This window comes from Nocardioides sp., assembly GCF_047602075.1.
Taxonomy (GTDB): domain Bacteria; phylum Actinomycetota; class Actinomycetes; order Propionibacteriales; family Nocardioidaceae; genus Nocardioides.
On record NZ_JASGIF010000001.1, the window covers coordinates 1,667,638 to 1,692,524 of the forward strand.

Annotated in this window: 22 protein-coding genes and 2 pseudogenes; 10 read left to right on the top strand and 14 right to left on the bottom strand. The window is 65.7% G+C overall.

From position 1 onward, the window contains the following. Window positions 1-79: 79 nt before the first annotated feature. The 3 genes from QM714_RS08400 to QM714_RS08410 form a co-directional block, all read right to left on the bottom strand. On the bottom strand, window positions 80-1,324 hold the full coding sequence (locus tag QM714_RS08400) for an extracellular solute-binding protein (protein ID WP_415099412.1): 1,245 nt from the start codon (window positions 1,322-1,324) through the stop codon (window positions 80-82). 236 nt (window positions 1,325-1,560) lie between these two features. Beyond that, a complete protein-coding gene (locus QM714_RS08405; protein ID WP_415099414.1) occupies window positions 1,561-2,469 on the bottom strand; it encodes a nitrilase-related carbon-nitrogen hydrolase in 909 nt (302 codons plus the stop codon). Then, complete coding sequence (locus QM714_RS08410) at window positions 2,408-3,169, bottom strand: FadR/GntR family transcriptional regulator (protein WP_415099416.1); 762 nt, start codon at window positions 3,167-3,169, stop codon at window positions 2,408-2,410. Before QM714_RS08410 ends, QM714_RS08405 begins: the two co-directional genes overlap by 62 nt. Window positions 3,170-3,247: 78 nt before the next feature. On the opposite strand from QM714_RS08410, the gene QM714_RS08415 reads away from it, so the two are divergent. The 4 genes from QM714_RS08415 to QM714_RS08430 are packed head-to-tail and all read left to right on the top strand — an operon-like array spanning window position 3,248 to window position 7,987. Then, on the top strand, window positions 3,248-4,654 hold the full coding sequence (locus tag QM714_RS08415) for a dihydroorotase (RefSeq protein ID WP_415099418.1): 1,407 nt from the start codon (window positions 3,248-3,250) through the stop codon (window positions 4,652-4,654). Beyond that, window positions 4,644-6,035 (top strand): dihydroorotase, encoded by a 1,392-nt coding sequence (locus tag QM714_RS08420; RefSeq protein ID WP_415099420.1) that lies wholly within the window; start codon window positions 4,644-4,646, stop codon window positions 6,033-6,035. The genes QM714_RS08415 and QM714_RS08420 overlap by 11 nt, the downstream gene beginning before the upstream one ends. Next, window positions 6,032-6,589 carry an amino acid synthesis family protein gene (locus tag QM714_RS08425; RefSeq protein WP_415099422.1) on the top strand — a complete coding sequence of 186 codons (558 nt, stop codon included), beginning with the start codon at window positions 6,032-6,034 and terminating at the stop codon, window positions 6,587-6,589. The genes QM714_RS08420 and QM714_RS08425 overlap by 4 nt, the downstream gene beginning before the upstream one ends. A 24-nt stretch (window positions 6,590-6,613) precedes the next feature. Further along, a complete protein-coding gene (locus QM714_RS08430; protein ID WP_415099424.1) occupies window positions 6,614-7,987 on the top strand; it encodes a dihydroorotase in 1,374 nt (457 codons plus the stop codon). 62 nt (window positions 7,988-8,049) lie between these two features. On the opposite strand, the gene QM714_RS08435 is transcribed toward QM714_RS08430, so the two are convergent. The 3 genes from QM714_RS08435 to QM714_RS08445 form a co-directional block, all read right to left on the bottom strand. After that, complete coding sequence (locus tag QM714_RS08435) at window positions 8,050-8,364, bottom strand: hypothetical protein (protein ID WP_415099426.1); 315 nt, start codon at window positions 8,362-8,364, stop codon at window positions 8,050-8,052. Between the two features lie 97 nt (window positions 8,365-8,461). Continuing rightward, complete coding sequence (locus QM714_RS08440) at window positions 8,462-8,755, bottom strand: hypothetical protein (RefSeq protein ID WP_415099428.1); 294 nt, start codon at window positions 8,753-8,755, stop codon at window positions 8,462-8,464. Window positions 8,756-8,849: 94 nt separating this feature from the next. Beyond that, window positions 8,850-9,794 (bottom strand): TY-Chap domain-containing protein, encoded by a 945-nt coding sequence (locus QM714_RS08445; protein ID WP_415099430.1) that lies wholly within the window; start codon window positions 9,792-9,794, stop codon window positions 8,850-8,852. A 210-nt stretch (window positions 9,795-10,004) separates the two neighbouring features. Here QM714_RS08445 and QM714_RS08450 point away from each other — a divergent pair, with 210 nt between their 5' ends. The 4 genes from QM714_RS08450 to QM714_RS08465 all read left to right on the top strand — a co-directional run bounded on the left by QM714_RS08450 (window position 10,005) and on the right by QM714_RS08465 (window position 14,350). Further along, window positions 10,005-11,351 carry a DUF222 domain-containing protein gene (locus QM714_RS08450; RefSeq protein ID WP_415099432.1) on the top strand — a complete coding sequence of 449 codons (1,347 nt, stop codon included), beginning with the start codon at window positions 10,005-10,007 and terminating at the stop codon, window positions 11,349-11,351. A gap of 22 nt (window positions 11,352-11,373) precedes the next feature. Continuing rightward, window positions 11,374-12,366, top strand: a complete 993-nt coding sequence (locus QM714_RS08455; RefSeq protein ID WP_415099434.1) for a DUF2332 domain-containing protein — start codon at window positions 11,374-11,376, stop codon at window positions 12,364-12,366. A gap of 214 nt (window positions 12,367-12,580) precedes the next feature. Then, on the top strand, window positions 12,581-12,961 hold the full coding sequence (locus QM714_RS08460; protein WP_415099436.1) for an MmcQ/YjbR family DNA-binding protein: 381 nt from the start codon (window positions 12,581-12,583) through the stop codon (window positions 12,959-12,961). A gap of 81 nt (window positions 12,962-13,042) precedes the next feature. Further along, complete coding sequence (locus QM714_RS08465; protein ID WP_415099438.1) at window positions 13,043-14,350, top strand: glycosyltransferase; 1,308 nt, start codon at window positions 13,043-13,045, stop codon at window positions 14,348-14,350. A gap of 46 nt (window positions 14,351-14,396) precedes the next feature. Here QM714_RS08465 and QM714_RS08470 read toward each other — a convergent pair whose 3' ends face one another. The 6 genes and pseudogenes from QM714_RS08470 to QM714_RS08495 all read right to left on the bottom strand — a co-directional run. Continuing rightward, window positions 14,397-14,567: a methyltransferase family protein gene (locus QM714_RS08470; RefSeq protein WP_415099440.1), complete on the bottom strand. Its 171-nt coding sequence runs from the start codon at window positions 14,565-14,567 to the stop codon at window positions 14,397-14,399. 92 nt (window positions 14,568-14,659) lie between these two features. Beyond that, window positions 14,660-17,182 (bottom strand): polynucleotide kinase-phosphatase, encoded by a 2,523-nt coding sequence (locus tag QM714_RS08475; protein WP_415099442.1) that lies wholly within the window; start codon window positions 17,180-17,182, stop codon window positions 14,660-14,662. Beyond that, entirely contained in the window at window positions 17,175-18,596 is a 1,422-nt protein-coding gene (locus QM714_RS08480) for a 3' terminal RNA ribose 2'-O-methyltransferase Hen1 (RefSeq protein ID WP_415099444.1), read from the bottom strand. Before QM714_RS08480 ends, QM714_RS08475 begins: the two co-directional genes overlap by 8 nt. A 58-nt stretch (window positions 18,597-18,654) precedes the next feature. Further along, window positions 18,655-19,107 (bottom strand): cysteine hydrolase, encoded by a 453-nt coding sequence (locus QM714_RS08485; RefSeq protein WP_415099446.1) that lies wholly within the window; start codon window positions 19,105-19,107, stop codon window positions 18,655-18,657. A 177-nt stretch (window positions 19,108-19,284) separates the two neighbouring features. After that, window positions 19,285-20,280, bottom strand: coding sequence for an amino acid permease (locus QM714_RS08490; protein ID WP_415099448.1), 996 nt, complete (start codon window positions 20,278-20,280; stop codon window positions 19,285-19,287). A 37-nt stretch (window positions 20,281-20,317) separates the two neighbouring features. Next, window positions 20,318-20,836 (bottom strand): annotated as a pseudogene (locus QM714_RS08495) (relaxase domain-containing protein); the annotation flags it as partial. Window positions 20,837-20,969: 133 nt separating this feature from the next. Between QM714_RS08495 and QM714_RS08500 the strand changes: the two are divergent. Next, window positions 20,970-21,608: a hypothetical protein gene (locus QM714_RS08500; protein ID WP_415099450.1), complete on the top strand. Its 639-nt coding sequence runs from the start codon at window positions 20,970-20,972 to the stop codon at window positions 21,606-21,608. An 87-nt stretch (window positions 21,609-21,695) separates the two neighbouring features. On the opposite strand, the gene QM714_RS08505 is transcribed toward QM714_RS08500, so the two are convergent. Continuing rightward, entirely contained in the window at window positions 21,696-22,391 is a 696-nt protein-coding gene (locus QM714_RS08505; RefSeq protein ID WP_415099452.1) for a hypothetical protein, read from the bottom strand. 190 nt (window positions 22,392-22,581) lie between these two features. Between QM714_RS08505 and QM714_RS08510 the strand changes: the two genes are divergently transcribed. After that, a complete protein-coding gene (locus QM714_RS08510) occupies window positions 22,582-23,853 on the top strand; it encodes an ATP-binding protein (protein WP_415099454.1) in 1,272 nt (423 codons plus the stop codon). Window positions 23,854-24,068: 215 nt separating this feature from the next. On the opposite strand, the pseudogene QM714_RS08515 reads toward QM714_RS08510, so the two are convergent. Beyond that, a pseudogene (locus tag QM714_RS08515) lies at window positions 24,069-24,863 on the bottom strand (ISL3 family transposase); the annotation flags it as partial. Between the last annotated feature and the right edge of the window lie 24 nt (window positions 24,864-24,887).

Consider the following 24,887-nt stretch of genomic DNA (forward strand, 5'->3'; position numbering starts at 1 on the left):
CAAGCTGCAGGAGATTCGGGCTTCCCCCCGGAGGGTGAGCCGACCACGCTTCAGTCGGCCCACCCCAGGAGGCCCATCGCTAGTGACCGGCCTTCTCCATGGCCTTCTCAACCTCCGAATTGGCCTGGTTGAGGGCATCGGTCACGCTGGCCTGGCCCGTCAGCGCCTGGTTCAGCGCCAGACCGAGGGCGTCCTGGATGCTCGACCACTCAGGCAGCGTGGGTCGCCACGCGAAGTTCATCGGGTTGGAGTTTCCGTTGATCTCTTCGATGAAGCCCAGGTAGGCGTTCGGTCCGGAGTCCGACTTCAACTCACCGATGAGATCGTCGCGAACCGGAACGGTGCCAGGGAGGTTCGCGACCATCTGGCGCTGCATCTCCTTGCTGAGTCCGAATGCCAAGAAGTTGAACGCCGCATTGGTCGAGTCGCCGGCACCGTTCACCGAGATCCCCCAGAAACCGCGCGGGTCAAAGCGATCGATTCCAGGAGAGTTGGGGAGCCGAGCCCAGCCGACGTTGTCCGCGATGGGTGAGCCATCAGCAAAAGCCTGCGCCGCGGTGCCGTCGTTCCACGAACAGATCATCGCGACCTTGCCGCTGGCGAAGGCCGCCTGGGTCTTGTTCCAGTCATAGGTCAAGACATCGCCAGGAGCGTACTGGCGCATGTCCATGAGAAGTTGAAGCGCCTGGACGGCGGCATCGCTGTTCAGTTGGGGCTTGTAGTTCGTCGCTTCGGTGTCGGGCCAGTTGTCGAAGACCTGACCGCCCATGGCCGCGAAGTATCCGAGCCAGTCATGGGCCACCGGCGCACCGCGGACACAGTTCATCGCGACGCCGTAATGATCCTTGCCGTCACCTGCCCAGTCGTGGGTCAATTCCTTCGCGATCCCTAGGAAATCGTCCCAGTTCTCGGGCGGCTGAAGGCCCTGCTTCTCGAAAACGTCCTTGCGGTAGAACAGATTCCAACTCTGATTGGTGGCGGGTAGGCCGACCAGATCGCCCTGCCACCGAACGCCGTCCAGGAGGACTTTATTCACATTCTTGCTGAGGTCCGCATCCTTCGCGACCATATCGTCGAGGAACTCCACCGACCCACCAACGGCGAACTGTCCGGTCCACAGGAGGTCGAGACCAAAGACGTCGTACTCGCCGCTGCGACTGGTGAGGTCACGCACGACGTTCTGGTAGAGGGAGTCGTAGTCGGTGAGCGAGAGGTTCATCGTTGAGCCGACGCTCTTGTCCCAAGCCGGCGCTACCACGGTCTTGTACTGGTTGCCCGGCAGTGGAGCATCTTGAAGCGTGCCGCTCAACTTGAGGCCCTTCAAGCCGCCACCCCCTGATCCTCCGCTGGATCCACCGTTCTTGCTCCCACACGCGCCAAGCATCATGAGCCCGAGAACTGAGGCGCCTCCCGCGATGAGACCCCTACGAGAAGGGCGCAACTGTGCGCCCAACGGCTGTTGGTTCATTACTCTTTCCTCGCTTCTTCTGGCATTGTTCGAACATCCCAGCGGGACGGCCGTGGCTGTATTCAGTTGTCTTTCGAGGAATCGGATCACTCTCAGTTGGTGAGATCGCCGTAGAGATCGGGCCGACGGTCGCGCAGCCAACCAAGTTCTTCACGCGCACGCTTCATAGCCATGAGGTCCAGGTCAGCCACGACGACGTCTTGGGTCGATTCAGAGCCCGACGCAAGGATCGAGCCGTCGTGAGCCGCAATGAGACTTGCTCCGTAGTAGAAAGGTCGATCGACGTCGTGGTCATCGAACCCCACCCGATTGACGCCGGCCACGTAGCAGATATTCGCGATCGCGTGGGCTCGGAGCTCGACATCCCACCACTTGCGCGATGGCCCTCCCGTTGCGGCAGGAACCAGGATGAGATCGGCACCTCGCAACGCCAGGACTCGGGCCGCTTCGGGAAAGTGTCTGTCGTAGCAGATCATGATGCCCACCCGGATCCCGCTCGGGTCATCAAAGACTCGGAAGCCGGTGTCACCCGGAGCGAAATAGTCTTGTTCGACGCTCACCCAATCGCTCATCACTGACCTGGGGATGCTGGACTTCCGATACACCCCGGCGAGAGTGCCATCCCCATGGATGACCGCCGCCGTGTTGTAGTTCTTTCCATCAGGAGCGCATTCATAGATGGGAGCGACGATGGTGACACCGTGTCGCTTCGCTACTGTTCTCATCGTCTCGACCGTCTGCCCATCGAGTCGTTCCGCATAGGCGAAGTTGGCCGGGTCGACGTCATGGCAGAAGTAGGGCGTGGCGAAGAGCTCCGGCAGACACACGATCCGCGCTCCCGCCTGCGCTGCCTTGCTGACCAAGACGGCCGCATTGGCGAGATTGGCGGGCACTGAGTCCACGGCTTGCATCTGCAGAAGGCCAACCCGGATCGGGGGGTCAGCTGGGGCCACTGTCCAACTCCTGCTCGGGACGCTGCGACCGGCGATCAGAACGTTCACCGGTGTCGATCTGCATGGCCCGGGTCGTTTCAGCAACGGTGGTCATGTGTGCTGCCATCGCGGCCCTCGCTGCTGCAGGGTTCCGTGCAAGTACGGCCTCGAAAACCCGTCTATGCTCCTCGGCGGCGCGCTCGGTGGTGCCTGGCACCGCGGCGGTCCGTTCACGTGCCACTCGAAGGAGGTCTCCGAGCGCATCGAGGGCGTTGACGAAGACCTGGTTCTGGGAAGCGTGCGCCACAGCCTTGTGAAACTCGATGTCAGAGTCGTAGACCGACTCGTGCGCTTCAAGCGCAGCCTCGAAGGACTCCAGCGCTGATTGCATCGCCTCGATGTCCTCGGGTTCCGCTCGCGCCGCGGCCTTCTCCGCGATCTCGACCTCGATCACCTGGCGAAACTCGGCCAGGTCGAGGATGGCCTGGTTCTCCAGCAGAGCTGCAACGGTGTCGGGCCCCAGAGCTCGATCGGAGGAGACGCCGACCACCGTTGACCCGCGCCCAGGTCGAACGTCTAACACACCTGCCATGACGAGCATCTGGCACGCCTCGCGCACCACGTTGGCGCCCACCCCATAGGTCTCCATCAACTGCCGCTGGGCGGGCAGTTTGGTGCCTGGGGCAAACGCTCCAGCCTGGATCTGCGACAGCAGGTCCTCCGCCACAGTCTGAGCGAGCGTCTTGCGCTGACTCGAAAGGTCGACCATGTTGACATGGTAGGAACCTCCGCCTATCGTGTCAACATATCTTCCGAATATGGGAGGTTAGGAAGGATAGGACGCCCAGTGCCTGAGCTCGACCTCCTCGTCACCGACGGGACGGTGGTGACCGCCGATTGGGCTGCAGCAGCTTCCGTCGGAATCTCGAGTGGAAAGATCGTCTACCTCGGCACAGCCCGGCTGGCTCCGTCCGCACGGGTGGTTCTGCCCGTGCCGGGACTCACCGTCCTGCCCGGCGTGATCGATGCCCACGTGCACTATCGCGACCCGGGCATGCCCAGGAAGGAATCCTTCCGGACTGGGTCGCTCGCCTCCGCAGTCGGTGGCGTCACGAGCATCGTTGACATGCCGAACACCGACCCACCGCCGGTGGACGACGCTTCGCTGCGGGCGAAACTCGAGCAGATCGAGGAGCGGGGTTCCTTCGTCGACTATGGCGTTTGCGGACTTATCCAACATGGAACCACGCCTCGACAGGTCGACGCCATGCTGGCAGCGGGCGCGTGCGGACTCAACGTGTTCACCGACGTCGCGATCTTCGGTGCCGAGCCGCCGGACACCGGCGAGTTCTTCCATCTGCTTAAGTCCACCTCGACAACCGCTCCGATCGGCTTCCTTCCCGAGACCCAGGCGCTGGTCTCAGCCGAACGGACGATCAGAGCCACCGATTGTGCTCGCGAGCGCTGGCTGGGCAGTCGCGTGGTCGAGGCGGAGAACCACTCGATCTCCAGCTTCTTGGCGCTCGCGAACGGTGCCAAGAAGCCACTACACGTCAACCACCTCTCCTCCGGGGAGGGGCTGAACTCCATCCGCCGATCTCGTGGGCTTGGCACCCGCGTCTCGTGCGAAACCAGTCCGCACTACCTCTACTTCGGGCGCCACGACATAGATTCCCGTCATCGGCTCGCCCCGATCTCTCCTCCGCTGAGAACAGCAGGAGACCAGCAGGTCCTATGGGCCGGAGTTCGCGATGGCTCCGTCGACATCGTTGTTTCGGATCATGCGCCACATGAGTCAGCAGAGCTCGATCGCGCCGACCTTTGGCATCCGAGCGTCACCGGATTCTCGGGGGCCGAACTACTGGTGCCGACGCTGTTGAATGCTGTGCACCGCGGCGACCTAGATCTGCATCAATTGGTGAGAGCCACCTCCGCCAACCCGTCCCGTCTTTTCGGATGGTCGCCTTGCAAGGGCTCGATAGCACCTGGCGCCGACGGCGACCTGACCATCGTTGATCTTCAATGGACCAAGGTGGTCGACTCCCGCGACCTTCACAGTCAGGGCAAACTCACGCCCTTCGATGGCATGCAGTTGACGGGATGGCCCCGCTTCACCATCGTGCGCGGAGAGATCGTCGTCGCCGAGGGCGAAGTGCGTGTCGCGCAGCCAACGGGTCGAAACATTCTTAGTCACGCAACGAACACATCCGGCCGAGTTGCAGAAAGAGTGGTCCAGTCGTCTCATGGCAGTTGACCTAATTATTGAGGGCGGAGAGGTAGCAACCGTCGAAGGCATCTCGCGGCAGTCCATCGCCGTCGATGGCGGCCGCATCGTCGCGGTCGGAGAGTCCGGGGCAATGCCGCGGGCCGAGCAGGTGATCGACGTTGCCGGCAAGGTCATTCTTCCCGGAGCTATTGATGCTCACACGCACTTCTGCGAGGACCTCGGGATCCTCGCAGAGCCGTACGAGACAGGGACGCAGGCTGCTGCAGCCGGGGGCGTGACGACGGTGCTGCTCATGCCGTGGGACACGCCACCGATCGACAGTCTCGAGCACTTCGAGTATCGCCGGAAGTACGCCGAGGGTCGGTGCTACGTCGACTACACCTTCCACGGGACCGTTCTCGGAAGTGCCGCTAGCGACGCATGGCGCAACCTGCCCGAGCTCGCCTCGGCCGGGATCACGGCCGTGAAGGTGTTGATGGTCACCGACGATCCGCACTTCCCGCACCTAGACGACGGCGACCTGGTCGGTGTCCTTCGGATCATGAAGGACCTTGACCTGCCTCTGATCGTCCATGCCGAGAACCACGAGATGATCGTGGCGAATCGCGACAGGCTCGTTGCCGAGGGTCGGATAGATCCGCTAGCGCACGAAGAGTTTCGCTCCAGCCTCTCGGAGAACGAAGCGGTGCGTCGGCTCACCTACTTCGCCGAGCAGGTGGGGGCCCGGGTCGTGGTTGCGCACATGTCGACTGCCGAAGGGGTGCTCCACACCCGCGATGCCCGCGACCGCGGCAGTGAGATCTATGCAGAGATCTGCCCGAGGAACCTGTGGCTCAGCACGGTCGACCTCGCAGAGCGAGGACCCTGGGTCAAGACCGGGCCACCAGTCCGAGACCCCGCCGAAGTCGAGGCACTCTGGCCTTTGCTGCGTGATGGAAGCATCTCCATCATCTCCTCGGATCACGCCGCGTGGACCAAAGAGAACAAACAAGCTGGCGAAGAGAACATCTGGATGGCCGACGGGGGGATTCCTTCGGTACAAGAGATGTTGCCCCTAGCGCTGGATGCCGTCAGTCGGGGCAGGATCTCCCTCGCTGACGTCGTACGCCTGAGCTCCTACAACCCTTCCCGCATCTTCGGTCTTCGACCACGCAAGGGCCTTCTGGAACCCGGCTACGACGCTGACCTCGTCGTCGTCGACATGGAACGCACGGAGACGCTCACCTCTGACCTGATCAAGGCCTACGTCGGCTACAGCGCCTTTGAGGGTCGAGAAATCAAGGGATGGCCGGTGATGACGTTCGTGCGCGGCCAGCTCGTCATGGAAAACAACCAGATCGTCGGCGCACCTGCAGGACGGTTGGTGCGCCGCACACCACACAACAACAAGAACGGAGAATCGCAGTGATTCGAAAGGTCTTCACTTTCGTCGAGGAAACTCTCATCGAGGGCGGCCAGAATGTAGAGGGACCATGTCGGGCGGCTGTCGGAGCGGCCATCATCGACAATCCATTCGCGGGTGGATTCACCGAGGACCTCACGCCGCTTCGTGCGCAGTACTCCAAGGCTCTGGCCGAACTCCTCGTGCCCCGCGCCCTCAATGCCATCGGCTTTGGGCTCGATTCGATCGAGACTGCCTGCTTCGGCAAGGCCGCACTCGTCGGCCTCAACGGAGAAATCGAGCATGGATCTGCGATCATCCACAACATGGACTTCGGCGGGACCGTTCGCGATCTCCTCGGAGGAGGTGACGCCATGATTCCGTCCGTCGAGAAGCGCGGGCCAGCTGGGTCCAGCCTGGATATCCCGCTCAAGAACCGCCACGATGCTGCCCTCGCTGCATTCCACCAGACAGTGCAGATCTACGTTCCAGACGGTCCGGGCGCGGACGAGATCCTGATCGCGGCCGGCATCAGCCTCGGCCCCCGCCCGCACCCCCGCATCGGTGTCAAGGAAAAGTGACCCTCTAGGAAAGGATTCAGTTCGTTGCCGGTCGACCTGGTCATCGAGAATGCGGAAGTCGCGTCAATTGAGGGCGTCTCGCAGACATCATTCGCAATCGACGGTGGCGTGATTGTCGCCGTTGGTGATCGCTCCGCCATGCCATCGGCGCGGCGCGAGATCGATGCGACCGGGCGAGTAGTCCTTCCTGGAGTCATCGATGCGCATACCCACTTCTGCGAGGACGCGAACATCCTGGCGGAACCGCTCGAGACCGGCACACGGGCTGCCGCAGCTGGCGGGGTGACCACGGTACTGCTCATGCCGTGGGACACCCCGCCGCTCGACAGCGTCGACCACTTTGACTACCGGAGGGGCTACGCAGAAGGTCGCTGCTTCGTTGACTACGGGCTGCACGGTGGCGTCACCGGACTCACCGCACACACCGCAGCGGACACCTTGCCGGCGCTGTATGAGCGGGGTGTGACCGGGGTCAAGGTCCTGATGGTGTCAACAGATCCACACTTCCCGCACCTCAACGATGCTCAACTGGTCGACGTCCTGACCATCATGAAGCGGCTCAATGCAACCCTTATCGTGCACGCCGAAAACCAAGCGATCCTCTCCCGCAATCGCGAGCGCCTACTCGCTGCGGGCAGGAAGGATCCACTGGCTCACGAGGAGTACCGATCCAAACTCTCTGAGAATGAAGCAGTACGACGCATCACCTACCTTGCCAGTCGGATAGGTACCCGAGTTGTTGTCGCCCACATGTCCACGGCAGAGGGAGTGAAACACACACGTCACGCACGAGATCGCGGCGCGGAGATCTACGCAGAGGTCTGCCCCCGCAACCTATGGTTAAGCACTGTCGATCTCGCAAAGCGTGGCTCTTGGGTCAAGACAGGACCACCAGTCCGAGACCCCGCCGAAGTCGAGGCACTCTGGCCTTTGCTACGGGACGGAAGCGTCTCCATCCTCTCCTCGGATCATGCGGCGTGGACCAAAGAGGCCAGGCTCCAGGGTCAAGACAACATTTGGCATGCCTACGACGGCATCCCGCAAGTTCAAGAGATGCTGCCACTTGCACTCGACGCCGTGAACCGGGGTGCCCTCACCTTGCCCGACGTGGTGCGGCTCACCTCCTACAACCCGTCCGATATCTTCGGTCTCCGGCCACGCAAGGGCCTTCTCGAGCCAGGCTATGACGCCGACCTTGTCCTCGTTGATATGGAACGCGAGGTCATCCTTGGTCCCGAGCACGTCAAGTCGTACGTCGGGTACAGCTCGTTCGAGGGACGTCGATTCGTGGGTTGGCCGGTCATGACGCTGGTTCGCGGCCAGGTAGTCATGGAGGACGGCCAGGTCCCAGAATCCCCCTGCGGCCGTTTCATTCCCGGCGCCTTAGCCCGGCGGTAAAACTGTAGGGAGGGGCATAGCTCCTCGGATTGGGGCGGCACGAGCCGATCGGCCCGTACAGGTTAGGCGCCGCTGAAGCCGTTCAGAAGCAGGAAGAACAACCCCACCGCGACGAGGGCCATCACTAGGCCAACGGCACCACTTACCAAGGCACGGCGGCCCCGCGAGGTGCCGGTTCTTGCCAAGCCGGGAATCGCGAGCCAGGCCAGCGCGCCGGCCAGCACCATCACCAGGAGGTGCGCCGGCAAGATCAGGTTCTCGTCCCAACGGTCCAAGATGGCAGCAGCCAGCGGCAAAGTGACGACGCCCAAGGCGGCCAGGCCGACCACCGCGAGCACCCAGCGAAGACCGCGGGTAGGGGCGGCGTCCTCTGACATGGCGTCACCGTACCGGTCCGAAAGGGAGCAGCGGGGTTCACAGCAGCGCGCCATTGGGTGCGCCCCAACCGGGGCAAGCGAGACCAGGGCAGGGCGCCTACACCCGGCCCTTCCTGTGGGCCTCGCAGTGGTCATGCTTCTTGGCGTAGGCCCTCTGGACATACATCCAGCAGGTGCGGTGGGGAAACTTGCGGACGTAGAACGAGTGGCCTTGGCCGTCGCCTTGCTCACCTGCGTTCCAGTAGCAGTTCGCCGAGTCCTCGTAGGCGCACGGAGTGCGCATCCACCACGGCGTGCGCGGCGGGTTGGGCTCCGGTGCGACACCAGCCGAGATCACTGCGGTGCCGCCGAGGATCAGGGCCGCAGCGATGGTGGCGACTGGCTTCTTCATGAGAGGGATCCTGCCTCGGCCAAGGCGTTGCTGCATCCCTGCTCGCGCAGGGATGTGGATAACCGCCGTACCGATGGCGGACCTGGCGGGTGAGCTAGACCCACCACAGGTATCGGCGCACGAACGGGTGCGCCGGCAGCACAAGGCCCTGCCACACCGCACGATCGCGCAGGGTCCAGCGCACCCACAGGTTGTCCCGGTTGAGCAGCCCAAGCTCGACGGCGGTCCCGCGACGCGAGCGCACTCCATGGGCGACCCGGGCCATGATCTCGACAGCCGGCTGGTTGACAAGCACGCGGATCCAGACCGGCTGCCCCATGTGCTCGAGGACGAAGTCGCCGTCGTCGTCGACGGTCGGCTCGTCGTCGTACTTCTCCCCGAGCAGTCGCCTGACCAGGTCGCGCAACTCGTCGTGATCAGCAGCCTTGATGGCCATCTGCTCGAGCACCGGCCGCCGCACCCTGCCCGGAGCCGTCCGCGGTGCGGTCGGCTCATCAGCCGGGACGTCCGAGGTAGCACACAGGCCGAGCAGACCGGCACCCTCCGCTGCGGGCCCCCATGCGTCGTAGGTCAACAGGTGCGGGTGGGCGATGCCGAAGTAGTGCCGCAGCGCGATCACCACCTCGGCAGCGATCTGGCCGACATCCGCGATCGGGCACATGGCAAACCAGTTCTGCTCGTCGGCGTCGCCGGCAGCGTCGTTGCCCGACCAACCCATCAGATCGAGGAACTCACAACCCGCAGGATCCAACTGGTGCCGCGGCCGCAGGTGGGCGTTGCCGGAGATCTCCGCACGGATCGCCTCCCCGTCACCGAACGAGGCGAATTGGGCGTACGGCGCACAGCCGGCGCCGTCGAAGGGAGTCGGATCCGTGAGCTCGACCAACAAGTGATCGCCCTCCTCCGGGTCGACCATCGTGGCCAGGTAGGCGGCGAGGTTGCCCTCGAACTCCTCCCAGGCTGCGTCGGGGTCATGGCTCGCGGTGTTCGGCTCACGCGGGGTGTCGGTGGGTGTCCCACCGTGGTTCGTGTCGGTCACATCTGGAACGTATCGGCGGCGTCCGACACAACCCCGAGCCGCGTCCCGTCCCTCTTCGACGGACCGAACCGTGATCACCGCCCCGGCCAATCGCGCGTGGCCGCCAACCGTCGGCGCTCAAGCGATCGTTATCGTTTCGTTATCTGAATCCTGTGGGTAACTCCCGGATCCAGGGCCTGGCTGTCGGTGGTCACGTGTTGAGTGACATGTATGGCAGCAGGAACGGTCGAGCAAGCCGACGCGATGGGGTTGGACCCCGGGGTGGCGTCGCTGCGCGCGATGATGGCCGACCTCGCTGATCTGGATGGACGGCCCACCGATACCGGTGCCGATCCTGGGCCCGATCCGGATGCGGTGCGGATCGAGCAGCTCGCGCTGCTGGAGCGGGTCAAGGCCGCCACTGCCGCGGCACAGGCCAGGATCACCGACACCTTCGCTGCCTCCCAACGCGAGCAGCAGCGTGCGGCGGGTGTGCCGGCTCGGCGGCTAGGCCGCGGGATCGGCGACCAGGTCGCGTTGGCCTGCGCGCTACCAGCCTCACAAGGCTCGCGGCGGCTCGGCCTGGCGGCCGCGTTGACTCGCGAGATGCCACACACCCAGGTCCTGCTCACCGGCGGGGAGATCAGCGAGTGGACCGCGACCCTGCTGGTCCGCGAGACCGCATGCCTGACCCGCGAAGGCCGCGGCCGGGTCGACGCACTGCTGTGCGCCACCCGCCTCGATGACCACGGCAACCTGATACAGCCGCCGGTGACGTCGATGACACCCCGCCGTGTGGTCGCCGCAGCCCAGGCCGCTGCTGCCCGCCTCGACGTCGAGGCGGTCGTGCGCCGCCGCGCGCACGCTGAGTCCGAGCGGCGAGTCTCAGTGCGTCCCGCACCAGAATCGATGGCCTGGTTGACCGCACTGGTGCCGATGGGCCAAGGCGTCGCCTGCTACGCCAACCTGAAGAAGTCAGCCGAAGCCATCCACGCCGGCGGCGACCAACGCACCACCCGCCAGATCATGGCCGACCTCATGGTCGAACGCCTCACCGGCCAGACCACCGCCACCGCAGTCCCGGTCGAGATCGGCCTAGTGCTGACTCCCGACGCCCTGCTCGGCAACTCCGAGCAGCCCGGACGCTTCACCCACACCAACACACCCTGCCCCGCATCGACCGCGCGAGACCTCGCTACCCAGCCCGACGCACCGGTATGGCTCCGCCGCTGGTTCACCGACCCCGCCACCGACGTGGTCACCACCGTCGACCGGGCCCGCAAACGGTTCTACAGCGGACCCGAGCTGCGCGTCATCCACGCCCGTGACCAGCACTGTCGACACCCCCGATGCGACGCCCCCATCGCCCACGCCGACCACGTGGTCCCCGTCGCCGCCGGCGGACCAACCACCATCGCCGACGGTCAAGGCCTCTGCGCGGCGCACAACCAAACCAAGGAGACCCCCGGCTGGACCAGCCACGTCACCGATCCCCGACCAGGACACCACACCGTCCAGATCACCACCCCCACCGGCCACACCTACCACAGCCACGCACCACCAGCCCTGCCACCGTGAGCGCCTCGTATCCTCGTGACTGATGGAGCCTTATGCCGACGTCGCGGAGTCCTACCTCAGCTTCGCGGCGTACGCCGCTCCGGACTCTCCGACCTTCGCCGAGTGGGCTACTCACCTAGCGGATGATCCTGAGGTCAGCGCGTGGGTCGCATCCCTGCCAGGGCCCAAGCAGCAACCCAACCTCGTTTTCGCCGCGGCACGCTGGCACGGCGTCCCAGCACCCGGGCCGTATTCGAATCTGCGCGAGGCACTACTGCGCGACGACGGTGCCATCCGAGCGACGATCTTGAGAAGAGCAACTCAGACCAACGAGGTCGGCCGCCTGGCCACGCTCGTCCCGGCATTCGCTCAGGTCCCCGGCCCCCTGGCGCTCGTCGAGGTCGGCGCCTCTGCGGGCTTGTGCCTCTTCCCAGATCGATGGGGGTATAGATGGGAGTCAGAATCCGACATCACATCCCTCGGAGGCGATCCGGTCCTCCCCTGCCGAGTCTCGGGCCCGGTTCCACTCCCACCGAGACTTCCGGAGATCGCATGGCGGGGCGGGATCGACATCAGCCCTCTCGACGTACGAGACGCCGACCAGATGGCCTGGCTGGCGCAGTTGGTCTGGCCAGAACAACAGAGACGACTAGTGACTCTCGCCCACGCGATCGAGATCGCCAGTGCCGCACCTCCCCATCTCGTTCGTGGCGACCTGCTGGAGGAGCTGACCGGACAAGTCGAGATCGCTCGGGGGTTCGGGACCGTGGTCGTGTTTCACAGCGCCGTCATCGCCTACCTAGAACCAACCGACCGGCTCCGGTTCGACGCGATGATGCGGCAACTGGTTGCTCAAGGTGAGTGTCACTGGGTGAGCAACGAGGGAAAGAATGTCCTGCCCTCGATCACCGCGACCGGACCGGCGATCCCTGCCGACAGGCAGACGTTCGTGCTCGGGATCGACGGGCAGATGGTCGCCGAGACTCACGGCCACGGTCGCGCGATGCGCTGGACCGCCGAGCCGTTCTCACGATGACGGCCCCTGCCGCGGCGGCCTGATCGCCGACCACAGCCTCGTCGTCGGCGTCGAGGAGTCCGACGGTGGCTACTACCTGCCACTGTTCGTCGTACCAGCGCCCGGCGTCGTAGTCGATCACTCACCCCGAGATGCTGACCTGGTTCGAGGAGCACTACTGGCAGCGGAAAGAACCCAGTCGGCCCGCGACGTCCTCGGGTGCAAGACTCGGGGGATGGCGGTGTTGGAGGATGTCCTGCCGCTGGGCAGTGAGCTCGAGCGGTCGTACCCCGTGTATGTGCGCGGCCGATTGAAGTTCCGCGTCAAGCAGATCGTCTACGTCGCGTTCTCACGCGATGAGGCGATGATGGGCTTCGGGTTCCCGAAGGAGGAGCGTGAGGCTCTCGTCGAGAGCGAGCCCCACAAGTTCCTGATGCCCTCGGCCTCCGACATGCGCTTCAACTGGGTCGAGTCGAACCTCGCGGCGCTGGACCCGACCGAAGCCCGCGAGCTGGTCGTCGATGCGTGGCGGATGGTCGTGCCCAAGAAGCTCTCCCGCGCCTACGACCTGCTCCATCCTGACGGGCCAGGTGACCCCACCGTCGACATCCAGTGATGCCCGCGGCCAAGGAACACGAGGGCCGTCCGATGACCAGGAGTGCAAGACTCTGGGTATGTCGGTGCCGGAGGACGCTCGATGAGCCAGAGCCTGACCGTGCTGTTCATGCCCGAGTCCGCCCACGGGCCCACCAACCAGTGCATCGGGCTGGCCAAGGTGCTGTACGACCGTGGCCACAAGATCGTCTTTGCTGCCGAACGCTCCTGGGAAGGGAAACTCGCGCCACTCGGTTTCGTGGAAGCACTGGTCGACCTCGCCGAGCCGGACCCGGATGCGACCGAGGAAGCAGCCGGCCAGTTCTGGATCGATTTCATCAACGAAACCGCGCCGGAGTTCCGCAAGCCCACGATTGAGCAGTTGCGCTCGTTCGTCCAGCCCACCTACCAGGCATTGATCGACGGCGCGAAGTACGTCGAGCCGCAGCTGAAGGCCACCATCGCCGAGCACCGACCCGATGTCCTCGTCGAGGACAACGTGATCAGCTTCCCGGCCCTGCTCACCTCGGGCGCCCCATTCGTGCGCATCGTCTCCTGCAATCCGTTGGAGGTGCGCGGCGCGGACATCCCGCCGGTCTTCTCCGGATACGCGGCTGCGGACCGCAGTGGCTGGGCGGAGTTCCTCGCGGAGTTCGATCGAACCCACCACGAGACCTGGGCGGCGTACGACGCCTGGATGCAGGAGCAGGGCGCTCCCCCGCTGCCCGAGCGCGACTTCGTGCACACCTCAGAGGTGGCGAACCTCTACGTCTTCCCTGAGGAGCTCGACTACGTCGCCGCTCGCCCCTTGGGTCCCACCTGGCATCGGATGGACTCCAGCCTGCGCGAGACCGACGCCGACTTCACCCTGCCGGCCGAGCTCGCCAACCGGCCGGACGGGTCGGCACTGATCTATCTGTCACTCGGCTCCTTGGGCAGCGCCGACATCGGGCTGATGCAGCGCCTGATCGACGTGCTTGGCACCACCGAGCACCGGGTCCTCGTGAGCATGGGGCCCCGGGCCGACGAGATCCGCCTGGCCGACAACATGGTCGGCGCCCCGATCGTGCCGCAGACGAACGTCCTCCCCCTCGTCGACCTGGTGATCAGCCACGGTGGGAACAACACCACCACTGAGTCCCTCCACTTCGGCAAGCCGATGATCGTGCTTCCGCTGTTCTGGGACCAATACGACAACGCTCAGCGCGTGGACGAGACCGGCTATGGGATCCGCCTCTCGACCTACGGCTTCACCGACGAGGAGCTGCTGGGCGCGGTCGATCGGTTGCTGACCGACCAGACCGTCCGGAGGCGGGCAGCCGCCACCGGGGAGGCGATCCGGGCCCGCAACGGCCTCTATGTCGGCGCCAATGTGATCGAGCAGGTCGGGCTGGCCCACCTGGCTCCCTAGCTCGACGAGCCGGCCAGACCACCTCGTCAGATGACGGTCAGTACGTCTACTCCGCCGGCCGACCGCGGAGGTGCCACGGGAGGAGAGCGGGGACGCGTGTCGCATAGTCGTCGTACGCCGCTCCGAAGGTGCGCCGGAGGTCGCGCTCCTCGAAGCGGATGCCGATAGCGATGTAGCCGGTCACGGCGGCGGCGAGGAAGAGATGCGACGCACTCATCCGCGGCGTTGCCCGGAACGCGAGACGCCGCCCCCGCCCACGAGCCGCGCCGTCCCCATCTCTTGGACCTGCGCCACCACCGCTCTATTGAACTACAGGCGCGGATCGACGGGTTCCGACTCCAGTGCCAGAACCGCGAAGACCGACTGGTGCACCTTCCACAACGGCTCGTGGTCGACGAAGGCGGTCAGCGCGGCGAGTCCGAGGCCGTGCTCGCGCTGGGCGAGTTGCCGCTTCTTGCCGAGGTGGCGCTCACCGAGCACGTCGAGGGAGTCGGTGTAGTCGGGGCCGTAGATGATCCGCAGATACTCCCGGCCGCGGACCTTGATCCCGGGCTGGATGCGCCCCTCGGTGAGGTGGGCCGGTTTGACGACCATGCCCTCTCCCCCGCTGGCGGTCAGGTCGAGCCACCACTGGGTCGCTGCCTCGCGCTCGTCGGCCGACGAAAGGTCGACGAAGCGGTGCCGAGTGGGCGTGATGAGGCTGCCGTCGAGCTTGGCGAGCTCGGCGAGGTGCCACTCGTGGGGTTCGGTGAGTGCGAGCGCGCGGCCCTCGGCGGCGAGGATCTGGAACGGGGCGAGCGTAACGCCGTCGAGCCCGTCGGTGGGGGCGACGTACGCCGCATACGCGTCGCGGAAAGCCTCCGCGTTCGCCAGCCGCTGCTGCGACCGGTCGATGAGACCGCCGACGTCGAGGCCCCTGGACGCGGCCTGCTCGAGCACGGTGATCGCCTCGGGCAGCACGTGCCGCGCGGCGGCCCCGACCGAGGCATACTGCGCCTTGACCAGGTCGAGGGCCTTGGCAGACCACGGCAGAAGTTCGCAGTCGAGGGCGAGCCAGTCAGTGTCCAGCGACTCGAACAGCGGGGCTGCGGCCACCCGCAGCCGGTCGACGAGCTCGCTGATGTCGGCGAAGAAGGGCCGTCCGGTGCGGGTGTAGATCACGCCGGTGCTGCCATCGGCGACTCCGAAGCGGCGCTCGGCAGCATCGGTGTCCGCGGTGATGACCGCAACAGCACGGGAGCCCATGTGCTTCTCTTCGCAGACGACCCGGGTGACGCCCCAGCCGGCGTACTCCTCGAACGCCTGCTCGGGGTGCTCGAGGTAGCCGTCGAGCTTGGCAGTAGCAACCGGTGACATGGTGGGCGGGAGGTAGACGAGCCAGCGCGGGTCGACGGCAAAGCGGCTCATGATCTCCAGGGCCGCGGCGGCGCTCTCCTCGGGGATCTTCACCTTGCCGGCGTGGGTCGTCTCCAACCAGCGGGTGCCCGCGACGTCACTGATCTGGAGGACCGAGGGTTCCCGGTCCGCCGAGGTCGGGACGAGCGGGCGGACCGGTTCGTACCACTCCTGCTCTGCCGGGACGGAGACGATCTCCCGCTCGGGGTAGCGGAGTGCGGTCAGCTCGCCGCCGAAGACGACGCCGGTGTCGAGGCAGATGGTGTTGTTGATCCACTCGGCCTTGGGCACCGGGGTATGTCCGTAGACGACCATCGCCTGACCGCGATACTCCTGGGCCCACGGATAGCGAACCGGAAGGCCGTAGTCGTCGGTCTCGCCGGTCGTGTCGCCGTAGAGCGCGAACGCACGCACGCGACCGGAGGATCGTCCGTGGTAGGACTCCTTCAGCCCGGCGTGGGCGACGACGAGCTTGCCGTCGTCGAGGACGTAGTGGCTGATCAGCCCGTCCATGAAGGACAACGCCGCCTTCTGGAAGTCCTCGGACTCGTTGCCGAGCTGCTCGAGCGACTCGGCCAGTCCGTGCGAGACGGTCACCTTCGCGCCCTTGAGGGCACGCACCAGCTTGGCCTCGTGGTTGCCCGACACACAGAGCGCCGTCCCGGCCGCAACCATGCCCATGACGAGGCGGAGCACACCGGGGGTGTCGGGGCCGCGGTCGACGAGGTCGCCGACGAAGACGGCTCGGCGTCCCTCCGGGTGGGTGGCTCCGACGGCCCGGCCGTCGTCGTACTCCAGCGTCCAGCCGAGCTCGGTGAGCAGGCTGCACAGCTCGGAGGCACAGCCGTGGACGTCGCCGATGATGTCGAACGGGCCTCGGATGTCCGTGCGGTCGTTCCACGGGCGCTCGCGGACGATCTCGGCACCGTCGATCTGATCGGTGCCCCGGAGCACGTGGACGCGACGGAAGCCCTCCTTCTTCAACCGCCCCAAGGACCGCTTGAGGTCGCGCTGCTGCCGAGCAATCACATGGCTGCCGAAGTTGCGATCAGAGCGCTGCGCATTGCGCTCGATCGCGAGGGACTCGGGGACGTCGAGGACGATCGCGTCCACGAGCACGTCGTGGCTCTTGGCGAGCTTGACCAGCGCGGCGCGCGAAGCCTGCTGGACATTGGTGGCGTCGACGACCGTGAGCAGGCCTCGGCGCAGCCGGGTGCCGACGATGTAGTGGAGGACGTCGAAGGCGTCCGGAGTGGCCGACTGGTCGTTCTCGTCGTCGGCGACCAGGCCACGGCAGAAATCGCTGGAGACGATCTCGGTGGGCTTGAAGTGGGCGCGCGCGAAAGTGGACTTGCCGCTCCCGGAGACGCCGACGAGGACGACGAGTCCCATGGCGGGGACGGTGACTTGCCGACTCCCGGTTGCTGTCTCAGTCATCGGATCCCTCCCTCCGGGTGAAGATCGCCATCTGCGTCGGGTGACCGAGGTTGTCGTCGTGCTCGCCGATGCCTCGGCGCTCGATGGCATAGTCGTACGTCGCGGCGACGCGATCGCTCCACGCCGCGAACTCCTTGCGGCTCCACTCGAACCGGTGGTCGGGGTGCCGCATACCGACGAGCCCGTCGTAGAGCGCGTTGTACTCCCGATTCGGCGTCGTGACGACGACTGCTCCCGGCCGAGCGGCCCCGAAGACGACGCGTTCGAGTGCTTCGAGCCGGGGCGGGTCGACGTGCTCGACGACCTCCATCAGCACGGCGGCGTCGAAGCCGGAGTACCGGTCGTCCTCGTAGGTGAGAGCGCTTTGGAAGAGTACGACGCGCGCGGCCTGGCGTTCACTCATCCGGTCGAGATGCAGGCGCCTTGCGGCGTACTGGAGTGAGCGGGTGGACACGTCGCAGCCGGCAACTCGGGTGAACGTGGGGGTCTTGACCAGACGGTCCAGGAACTGGCCCGGGCCGCAGCCGAGATCGATCACCGACCGTGCGCCGAGGTCGAGCAGCGTCTGGTGGACGGCGTCGTGCCGCTGGGTGTTGAGCGGGACCCGCTTCTCCTCCGGCTGGGCGATCTCCTCGTCCGCGACCGGGTCGAGGGTCTCCTCCACGTCGTCGCCGAGCTCGGCCAGCCGTGCGAGCGCGGTGCGCGTCAGGCTGCCGCGGCGGCCGAGGTAGCGACGTGTGATCAGGCTGGCATCGGGGTGGCTCGCCAGCCAGCCCCCACCCGACCGGAGCAGCTTGTCGACCTCGTCGAGTCCCTGCCAGTAGTGCTTGGACTCGTCCAGCACAGGCAGCAGGACGTGCAGCTGGTTGAGCGCGTCCGCGAGCCTGACCACTCCGGTCAAGCGGAGGCGAACGTAGCGCGAGTCGCCCCAGTCGACGAAGGCATCGTCGAGCGGGATGGGCTCTGCCTCGACCGTCCAGCCGAGCGGCTCGAAGAGTCGGTGCGCGATGTCCGGTCCGCCACGGCATGGCAGCACCGGGATCACGATCTCGAGCGGGATCGCCGAGTCGGCCAGATCCTGCCGGGAGTTGCACCGGCCACTGCGGGCCGTGCTGAACACGTCGGCCATCGCCACCCCGAGCAGGGACGAGGCGGCGTAGGACCGATCGTTGACGTACTGCGCCAGGCTGAAGTCGGGAGCGTTCTTCGCGCGCGAGCGCGCCAGCCGGACCGGGTCCACGGACAGCATCAGCGCGACGGTGCACCGCTCGTCGGTGGCCTCGGGGTAGAAGACCGTTGCCGTGCCGAACGACTGCTTGAACTCCTGCACGCGGTCGGGGTGCTTGTGCAGGAGGTAGCCCAGGTCGGTCGCCGGGTGGTGAGTGGTGGAGACGGTCAGCAGCACGGCGTTCATCCTGCCTGAAGCTCGGTGACCGCCGCCGCACCGAGCCGGCATTCGCCCTGCTGGGGTCTCAGCCTTCGAGCTGGTCGATGAACTCCACAGCGGGCATCGGAGTGGAGAACATCGGGTAGTCGTACTTCAGTGCGTTCTCATGCTCATCGGGCGACGTCGCGGCCACGCAGTCGCTGAGCGCGATCACTTGGTAGCCATTCTCGTAGCCCGACCGCATCGTCGACTCGACACAGCAGTTCGTGAGGAACCCGCCGAGCACCAATGTCTTGATGCCCTTGCTGCGCAGCATGAAGTCGAGGTTCGTGCTGGCGAAGGTGTCGAGACCACGCTTACACTCGATCACGATGTCGCCCTCGGCCCGCGCTGCGTCGACGACGTCCTTGGTCTTGGACAGCATCTTCGTCGAGTCCATCGCCTCGGAGACGGCGTCATGCAGGACGCCACCCTCGGAAGTGAAGTCGTTTTGGTATTCGATCAGCACCACCGCAGTGGTCTTCGGATCGATCGGCATGTCTGCATCCCTTCGTCGGCTCCTATGTCGGGGCGCTAGCCCCGGGCTCGGCCCGAGGCAAACCAACCCAGCCGCAGCATGCCCGCACAGTTCGCGGTGCTGCACACCACCCACGCAACGAAGTGCCCGCCGAAAAGACGGGACACTCGACGCATCCGTCGACGAACGGCCATGAGTCTAGGACAAGTGCGGGTTCGAGGCTGCTTCAGCCTGGCTCTCCAGCTCCGAGGTCTGCAGCAAGTCGGACTCGCTGGCCACGGCACGCTCGCCGCCACGCGCGAGGTAGACCACGGCGCCGAGGACGATCGGGATGCCGACCATCCAGTACGCCGCTCGCATGCCCCACACCTCGGGGTTGGTGTCGTCACGAGGCCACACCAGCGTGAGCAGCGACGCGGCGCCGAGGACGAGGGCCATCAGGTTGGCTGGGATCCCCCAACCACCCAGCTTGAAGGGGGCATCGCGCTTCGGCCAGCCCCTGAGGCGAGCGATCAGCAGGACCAGAAGCAGCAGCACGTAGGCAACGTAGATCCCGGCTGTCGCTCCGCCGGCAAGTACGGACATCTGCTGGGCGATGAGCAGAGGCAGCGCTGTGAAGACACCAACAGTCAGGATGGCGGCGTACGGCGTGCCGTTGCGTGTCTTGGACAGCGTCCGAGCGGCGGGCAGCTGACCAGCCCGAGCCATGCCGAAGAGCTGGCGAGACACCGCAGTGAAGAAGGCGTTGCAGCCGAGGATCTCGATGCCGAGCAGCAGAGCGAGGTAGAAATCGGCCGTCCAGTGCGGGAGCCAAGCCTTGAAGATGTACGGGCGCTGGTGGTCCCACGCCTTCGCATGCAACCTCGCCCGCACGACCGGCCCCGGTTCCTGACCGGGGTGGGCGTTCTCCCACTCGGCGGCGAAGCGGGCGAGGTTCCGCTCCACCTGTGCAGCGCGCTTCGACAGCACCGCGTTGAACTGCTCCAGCTCGGTGACTTCGCCGGTCACCGGGTCGAGTGTCAGGCCATGGGCATCCAGTACGGCCGCCAACTTCGGGTGCGCGGCGATGACCGCCGTCCCAAGCGCTCGGATTGCGCCCTGCTGCTTGAACGACGCCGCCGTGTCCAACGCCCGCCACTTCCCGGCCGCGCGGACCCGAGTGCCGATCTGGATGAATGTGACGGTGGGGATCACCCGCGCGGGAGGTCTTGTGCATCACGGCCACCGTCTGCAAACCCTCGACCGGCACCACCTCCTGCAACCCACGCGGCCCCACCCGAGTCACCGAATGCGCCGAGAGCCAGCGGCGAATCTCAGCAGCCGCGTCCCGCTGCGCCTCGTCCAGAGCCTCAGACACCTCCGAGTGCAGAGCCGCGGCCACCGACAGGGACTTCGGGGTATTGACCACCATCTCCGCGAACCGGGGCGAACCCTTCCGCCCCTCACCCGGGAGGCGCGGTGTGCCCATCGAAGTCCCGGTCACAGGGTCGATCCAGTCCACCCAGTCGGCGTACTCCTCCGGCGTGAGCGAGCGCTCGGCCACGACCTCGCCGGAGGAGTCGGTGAGCGTGAACTCGGCGAGCGCGGTGCCGCCCTCCAAGTAGTAGTCATCAGCCGTCGAACGATCCGACTCCAGATACCGGCACTCAGCCGCACCCGTGCCACGAAACAGGGTCACGCCACCCTTCACCGACCGCTCCTCTCTCACGTCTTCGTGAGACAGGTGTGCAGCCACTACCACCGGTAGCATGCGTCCATTCGTTTGCGGGCGGGCGGAGCCCGGGGACGGGCGCTGGGACTCGTGAGCAGGGCGACAGGTGCGGTACGTCGAGTCGGGAGAAAATGGCTTCGCCGTCGGCGGTGGGTTCGGTCAGGCTTGAGTAATGCGGTACTTCACCTCAGACACCCACTACGGACACCAGAACATCATCCGGTTCTGCGACCGCCCGTACGCGCACGTCGACCACATGAACGTGGACCTGGTGAACCGCGCCGCGACCCTGTTCGAGCTGGGCGACGAACTGTGGCACCTCGGCGACGTGGCACTCGGCACGCTCGACCACACGCTCACACATCTCGCCCGGATTCCGGTCGACGTGACGCTCGTGGCCGGGAACCACGATCGCTGCCACCCCTACAACGGCAAGCGCGCCGAGCGGTTCGTCGAGGTCTACCGCGAGCGCTGCCAGCTCGCTGATCTGGTGCTGACCAACACGTCACTCACGCTGAGCAACGGCATCGACGTGCACGTCTCGCACTTCCCGTATGTCGACCCCTCACTGGCGGGCCAGGAGGATCGTCACGGCGAGGTCATCTCCGACAAGTTCGCCCCGTGGCGTGTTGTCGACGACGGCTCGTGGCTTCTGTGCGGCCATGTCCACGACTCGTGGCGGCAGAAGGGCCGGATGATCAACGTCGGTGTCGATGCCTGGGGCGGCCGACCGGTCAGCGAAGCCGATGTCATCGAGCTGATCGAAGCCGGGCCGCGCGACCTCGGCGTACTGCCGTGGGTAACGTCATGAGTGGTCTGCGGATCGGCGTGGCAGGCGACTGGCACGGCGGCGAGTGAGCAACCTCGACCTTCCCCATAGTCAGGATGAGTCTCTCAGCTATGGGGAAGGTCTTCGCGCACCGTCGACCGCAGCGATCCGTTCTTCGCGGTCGGCACGCCTTTGCCTTGCCGCGTCCGCTTGGAGCCCGGACAGGATCGACTCGACCTCGCGCCATGCCGCGAGCGCCAGCAGCGCGTCGGTACCTGCGTCGTGCTCGGCTTCTTCCCGCCCCAGCAGTTGGACCTTCCTCAGTCCCACCCGCCGCAGGTAACGACGCCACGAGGTCGGAGAAGGGCTGCCTCCCGAGAGAGAAACCGCATGCCCGAGCGCGAAGCACAAGGGATTGAGATCACCGTATCTACGGGAGAACAGACTGAATGAGCGCGGGAGCGCTTGGGAGATGAACGGCGCATCGAAAGCACCGACGTTGAAGCCGACCATGACCTGATCGGCACGCCAGTCCTCGTGCGCCCCGTGCTCGACCAACCAATCGTGGAGGCGAGCGTCCACGACGTCGGCTCTCGGCGCGGCGAGCACGTCAGCGCGAGGGATGCGATGGATCGAAGCAGCGCGGTCATCCCACGGAAGTTCGCCTTCTGACCAGCCGACCAGCGAGGCGAACAACTCCGGCACGTCGAGACGACTGCCGTCGGGCGTCGTATCGACCGCAACGCCAATCTGAATCAGCCGGTGACCATCGGCGATGGTGTTGCTGGACATCTCACCGTCGACACCGAAGAATCTCTCGGCCACCGGCCCATCCCCTCTCGCTCCCGTCGTCACCCACTCTGTTCGTCCAGCCTGCCACCGAAGGATGGCCCTGGCCGAACGCTTTTCTGGTCATGTGCGCCAGACTGAGCTGTTCGCCGCGCCACGTCGATCAGGATGTGCGATTTTGTAGTTCGCATCCGTGTATTTTGTTGGTTGAAGGAGGTGATTTCTGATGGTCGAAACCCAGGATGGAGCGCTGGCGTACCTGCCGCGTCTGGCCGATGCTGCTCTCCAAGCGGAGTTGGACGCGATGGGCGCGGTCCTCATCGAAGGCGTCAAGGGATGCGGCAAGACACAGACCGCTCGCCAGCGAGCAGCGAGCGAGGTCCTGCTCGACTCCGACCCGTCCGCCATCGAGTTGGCCGGGCTCGACCCGCGCCTCCTGCTCGACGGCACACCTCCTCGGCTACTTGACGAGTGGCAGCGTGTTCCTCGCCTCTGGGATGTCGTGAGGCGTGCCGTGGACGACCGCAGGCAACGCGGCCAGTTCATCCTCACCGGGTCAGCCACTCCCGACGACAGCATTCCCCGCCACTCCGGCGCGGGAAGATTCGGCACCTTGCGGATGCGGACCATGACGTTGACCGAGAAGCAGGCAACGACACCGACCGTCTCGGTGTCCGGTCTGATGAGCGGTACAACGGTCAGCCCAACGAACTCGCCGGTCGAGATCCGCGACTACCTCAACCACATCGCTGTCGGCGGCTGGCCCGCTCTTGTGGGTGGCAGCGAGACCGATGCCACCCGATTCCTGGAGGGCTACCTCAACGTCATCATCGACCACGACATCGACGAGGTGTCCGGCGCCGAACGCAATCCCCGCATGGTGCGCCGCTTCCTGCAGGCATACGCCCAAGTCATCTCGCAACCGGCGACACTGGCGGCAATCGTCAAACGCGCCCGTGACGATCACGACGCCGAAGGGCCGAGCCGTTACGCGGCGGAGCCCTACCTCGAAGCGTTGCGCCGGATGATGGTCGTTGACGAAGTGCCTGCCTGGGACCCGTCAGTCCGCTCCTCGAAGCGGCTGACCACCACGCCGAAGCGACAGTTGGCCGACCCATCCCTGGCCGCCGCGCTGCTGGGCATGACCCCGACCCGGATGCTCACCGATCTGGAGACCACCGGCTTCCTGTTCGAGAGCCTCGTCGCCCACGACCTGCGTGTCTACGCCGAGGCTGCCCAAGCCTGGATCTTCCACTACCGCGAAGCCGCAGGACGTCTCGAAGTCGACTACGTCCTGGAAACCCGTGACGGCGAATGGATCGGCGTCGAAGTCAAACTCGGTCGCAACGAGATCGACAAGGCCGCCGCATCGCTGCTCAAACTCGCCGACCGCGTCAACCGCAAGCCCAAGGCTCTCGTCATCGTCACCGGCACCTCGCTGGCCTACACCCGCGACGACGGCGTCCAGGTCGTCCCCCTCGGCCTGCTCGGCCCCTGACCGCTGGGTGGGACACCGTCCGGCCGAGTCTCAGCGAAAGTCGTTTGGCCGACCATCTGGACGTCTCCTACGCTGGGAATGTCCGGCAACATCGCCGGGCTGATCTGGAGGGACGAGCAGTGGGCATCCATCACAGGCACACGTACGCGAGTCGCTGTGCGACCCGCGCGCTCGCTGCTGCCCACCTTTATTGGCTCTCCTGACTGTTCCGTGGGTCATTTCCGGCCGGGGAGGGTGGGGCGGTGGCCGCCGAGGTTGAGGATGGCCAGGGTGATGAGGGCTTCGGGTGACTTGAACCCGAACGCGACGCGGGTGATGAGGCGGATCTTTGTGTTGACCGACTCGATGCGTCCGTTGGACAGGCCGTGCTCGATCGCGGCGAGGATCGAGGCTTGGTGGCTGGTGATGGTCCTGGCGGGCTTCACGAAGACGGGTATGCGGCAGCGACGTGCCCACGACAGCCATCGTTCCAAAGCTTCGGTGGCCTGCTTCAGCGGCAGCTTGAACACGGTTCGCAGGCCCTCTTTGAGCAGGTAGGCGCGGTAGAGCCTGGGGTTGGTCTTGACGATCCACTCCGGTTGCGCGGTCTGGCCGGGGGTGAGGTCCTCGGGGTTTTTCCACAACGCGAACCGGGCGCCCTTGAGGTCTTTGGCGAGGCCGGTCGCACGGCCCGCGCGGCGCTGATGGACCGCGCCCCGGGCCTGGTTCCACGCTTCGCGGCGGACCTCGTCCAAAGCGTCGGTCGCCCACTTCACGACATGGAACGGGTCAGCACAGCGGACCGCGTTCGGGCATCGGTCGGCGACCACTGCGCTGATCCACTCCGCACCGTCAGCGGTGACGTGAGTGATGAGCGAACACCGGTCCTGTCCAGCAAGAACACCGGATTCGGCGAGGGCGTCGAAGAACGAGTTCAAAGTGGCCTTGTCGCGTCCCGGAGCGGCCCACACCAGGCGCCCAGAGTCGTGGTCGACCACGACGGTGAGGTACTTGTGGCCGCGTTTGTAGTTGGGTCGGCCCGGGGCGCGGTGGCG